4 protein-coding genes are annotated in these 3,454 nt (G+C 48.0%); all 4 read left to right on the forward strand.

Features of this window, described 5'->3' with window-relative positions; translation table 11 throughout:
* Positions 1 to 196: 196 nt before the first annotated feature.
* Positions 197 to 490 carry a thioredoxin family protein gene (locus tag E5331_RS19930; RefSeq protein WP_123484054.1) on the forward strand — a complete coding sequence of 98 codons (294 nt, stop codon included), beginning with the start codon at positions 197 to 199 and terminating at the stop codon, positions 488 to 490.
* A gap of 18 nt (positions 491 to 508) precedes the next feature.
* Positions 509 to 1,543: a vitamin K epoxide reductase family protein gene (locus tag E5331_RS19935; protein WP_123484055.1), complete on the forward strand. Its 1,035-nt coding sequence runs from the start codon at positions 509 to 511 to the stop codon at positions 1,541 to 1,543.
* 35 nt (positions 1,544 to 1,578) lie between these two features.
* Positions 1,579 to 1,740 (forward strand): hypothetical protein, encoded by a 162-nt coding sequence (locus E5331_RS20515; protein ID WP_168355324.1) that lies wholly within the window; start codon positions 1,579 to 1,581, stop codon positions 1,738 to 1,740.
* 166 nt (positions 1,741 to 1,906) lie between these two features.
* Positions 1,907 to 3,391: a 4Fe-4S binding protein gene (locus tag E5331_RS19940; RefSeq protein WP_123484056.1), complete on the forward strand. Its 1,485-nt coding sequence runs from the start codon at positions 1,907 to 1,909 to the stop codon at positions 3,389 to 3,391.
* Positions 3,392 to 3,454: the final 63 nt, after the last annotated feature.

Genomic DNA, 3,454 nt, shown 5'->3' on the forward strand with positions numbered 1-3,454 from the left:
TAAACCTTAAACCATTTAAGTGAAGCAAGTTGGAAAACTTGCGAAACTTAAATAATTCTTTTGAACTGACGTTGGGAGGATGTCGCTGTTATTATCAAGGTGTGTAGAATTATGAGAACTTCTGAGGAATCTGGATTGTTAGATATTGAGAAGTCGTTGTGACTTGTAAAGTAAATTTTTTAATCTTGATTGTATTATGAATTATAGTGAATTAGTGAATTCTTCCACGACAGTGCTTGTCGAGTTTTATGCGTCTTGGTGCCCTCATTGCCAGAGAATGATGCCGGTGGTGGCTCAGATAAAGGAGTTACTTGCCGGTCAGGTAGCAATCCATCAGTTTGACATTGATGAGTATGATAAACTGTCGCAGGATTTGGGTGTGGAATCGTTGCCTACATTTATCATCTATCGCGATGGAGAGGAGATGTGGCGTCAGACAGGAGAGATGGATGGCGAGGTGTTGCTTGCGAAAATAGAGAAATATATGTAACGTAACGGTATTTTCGTCATGGCTACACTGTTGTCTGACTTGCTCACTGTGCTTGGGGTGCGCCATACGGAGTTATATTCCGACAAGCGTTTCTCGCAGATGCCATTCCGGTCGATGTTCGGTCTGTCGAAATTGTTGAGAGAGTATGGCGTCGCTACTGCCGGAATATCGGTTGCTTCCGAGGAACGACGTAATGCATTGGCAGTTATGCCGGTGCCATTTCTTGCCGATACGCCCGATGGTTTTATCATAGTGGAGAAAATTGGAGGTGGTCAGGTGACGTATCTTTCCCAGCATAAGGAGTTTGAGGCATCAATTGATGCCGTTCTGGATGCTTGGAACGGAGTCGCACTTCTTGTGTCAGACTCTTCGGAAAGTATCGAGCCAGGATATACCCGCCATCATGTGGCGGAGATTGCTTCGGGAGTGAAGAGGTGGACATTACTCATACTGCTGCCGGTGCTTCTTGTCGTGGGTATGTGGGCAGACGGCCTGTATTGCCATGTGGCAGCCTGGGTTGTAATGATATTTGATATAGCGGGTCTGTGGTTCTCCTGGAGCCTTGTGCAGAAATCTCTCGGTATACACACGGCTGCAGCCAATGCGGTCTGCTCCGCCATTGAGGAGGGTGGATGCGATGAGATAGCGCAGTCGGAAGCCTCGTCATTCATGGGTATTGTGAAATGGAGTGAGGTGGGACTGGCGTATTTCTCGGTCAGTCTTATGGCAATGCTACTGTTCCCCCAGACGTTGCCTGCACTGGCGGCAATCAACATATTGTGTCTCCCCTATACGGTCTGGAGTATATCGTATCAGAAGTTTGTGGCAAAGACGTGGTGCACGTTGTGCGTGTGTGTGCAATGCACATTGTGGCTCCTGTTTGTGGCTTATCTTATCGGAGGCTGGACAAAGCAAGTGTTCCCGCTTGGCTGGGATTTCGTGATACTTGGCTGTGTATATGGGGTTGTGTTGCTTGCGATAAACAGGTTTGATGATTTCCTTATCAAACGGTTTGCTGCATCCTCGTCGGCAAGTGAAGTTAAGACGTCTTAACCATCCACATATAACCCTCTTATTCCATTCAGAATATGAAAAGCATAGATATAAGCAAAATCCCGGGTGCGACTGTAATGACTCCCTTACAGATGAACGGTGTACATTTTGACAAACGCCATACCGTCATCACGCCTTCGCTGCTTTATCAACTAAACGGACAGGGACGCGCGGGCACATCTGTCGCCGGGAAATAGGAACTGAAAATATAAAGATGTATGTAAAAATTGATAGAGACGCTGCCGATCGGCGTCTCTATTTTTTTGTTGGGTTGCAGGAATTATTGTATTTTAGAGAATGATTGTGATAATTTGAATTATTAGGTGTATATTTGCAGAAACTTATCGTCTAACCTATAAAATCATGTTAAGAAAAATCAGAATTACTTTTGCACTGGTGTTTTTCAGTTGCATAACACTCCTTTTTCTTGATTTCTCCGGCATCGCTCATGCGTGGCTCGGATGGATGGCAAAGATTCAGTTCTTGCCCGCCTTGATGGCGTTGAATGTGGGGGTTATCATCGCGTTGGTCGCGTTGACTTTGCTTTTCGGTAGAGTGTATTGTTCGGTGATATGTCCGTTAGGTGTCATGCAAGATATCTTCGGATGGTTAGGGAAGAGAAGCAAGAAGAACCGTTATTCTTATTCCCGCGCGAAGAGTGTGCTGAGATATGTTATGCTTGGAGTGATGGTGGTGGCTGCGGTTGCAGGCATAGGTTCGCTGTTTGCACTCCTTGCGCCTTACAGCGCGTATGGCAGGATTGCACAGAATCTCCTTTCACCGATATGGGCTTTCGGCAACAATCTGCTTGCCGAGTGGGCTGCACGCAGGGAGAGCTACGCTTTCTATACGGTCGACGTGTGGGTGCGCAGTTGGGTGACGTTCGGCATTGCCGTGGCTACGCTGGTGATACTCGGTTTCCTTGCGTGGCGTAACGGACGCACGTATTGCAACACGATTTGCCCCGTGGGGACTGTCTTGGGATTCCTGTCGAAATATTCGTTGTTCAGTCCGGTAATCGACACTACTAAATGCAACGGTTGCGGATTGTGTGCCCGCAACTGCAAGTCGGCATGTATCGACAGCAAGAACCATAGAATTGATTATTCGCGTTGTGTGGCATGTATGGATTGTCTTGAAAAATGCACTAAGGGAGCAATCTCATATTCACGCAGAAGAAAAGTGGATGTGGCGTCGGAGTCGGGAGCCGAGGCTTCCGGTATGTCGCGTCGCAGTTTCGTGGTGACGTCAATGGCTGTCGGCACAGCCGTGCTACTGAAGGCTGAGGAGAAGACTGTCGATGGCGGTCTTGCCCATATCGAGGATAAGAAGGTGCCTGCCCGTAAGACTCCGATAGTGCCTCCCGGCGCACAGGGGATCAAGCATCTCACCCAGCATTGCACGGGTTGTCAGCTATGCGTGGTGGCTTGTCCCAACGGAGTGCTGCGTCCATCGTCAGATCTCGACACGCTAATGCAGCCACGTGCCTCATACGAACTGGGCTATTGCCGTCCGGAATGTACGAAATGCTCGGAGGTATGTCCGGCTGGAGCCATAATCAAGATAGATAAGGCAGAGAAATCATCTGTGCAGATCGGTCATGCCGTATGGGTGAAGGAGAATTGTCTTCCATTGACGGAGGGTGTGTCGTGTGGTAACTGTGCGCGTCACTGTCCGGTAGGTGCGATACAGATGGTGCCGTCAGACAAGGATAATCCTGACTCTCCGAAGATTCCGGTGGTCAATGAGGCGCGTTGCATAGGATGTGGCGCATGTGAGAACCTTTGTCCCTCTCGTCCGTTCAGCGCGATATATGTGGAGGGTCATGAAAGACACAAAACAATTTAAAGAAAGATAACTGAAGTTTCGCAAGCTGCACTTCAGTGGTTTAAAGTTTATAGTTTAAGGTTT

The organism is Lepagella muris, from assembly GCF_004793975.1.
Taxonomy (GTDB): Bacteria; Bacteroidota; Bacteroidia; order Bacteroidales; family Muribaculaceae; genus Lepagella; species Lepagella muris.

What these genes read in the sequence shown, in the direction of transcription:
- E5331_RS19935 (WP_123484055.1), top strand. Translation starts at nt 509, where the DNA reads ATGGCTACACTGTTGTCTGACTTGCTCACTGTGCTTGGGGTGCGCCAT.
- E5331_RS20515 (WP_168355324.1), top strand. Translation starts at nt 1,579, where the DNA reads ATGAAAAGCATAGATATAAGCAAAATCCCGGGTGCGACTGTAATGACT.
- E5331_RS19930 (WP_123484054.1), top strand. Translation starts at nt 197, where the DNA reads ATGAATTATAGTGAATTAGTGAATTCTTCCACGACAGTGCTTGTCGAG.
- E5331_RS19940 (WP_123484056.1), top strand. Translation starts at nt 1,907, where the DNA reads ATGTTAAGAAAAATCAGAATTACTTTTGCACTGGTGTTTTTCAGTTGC.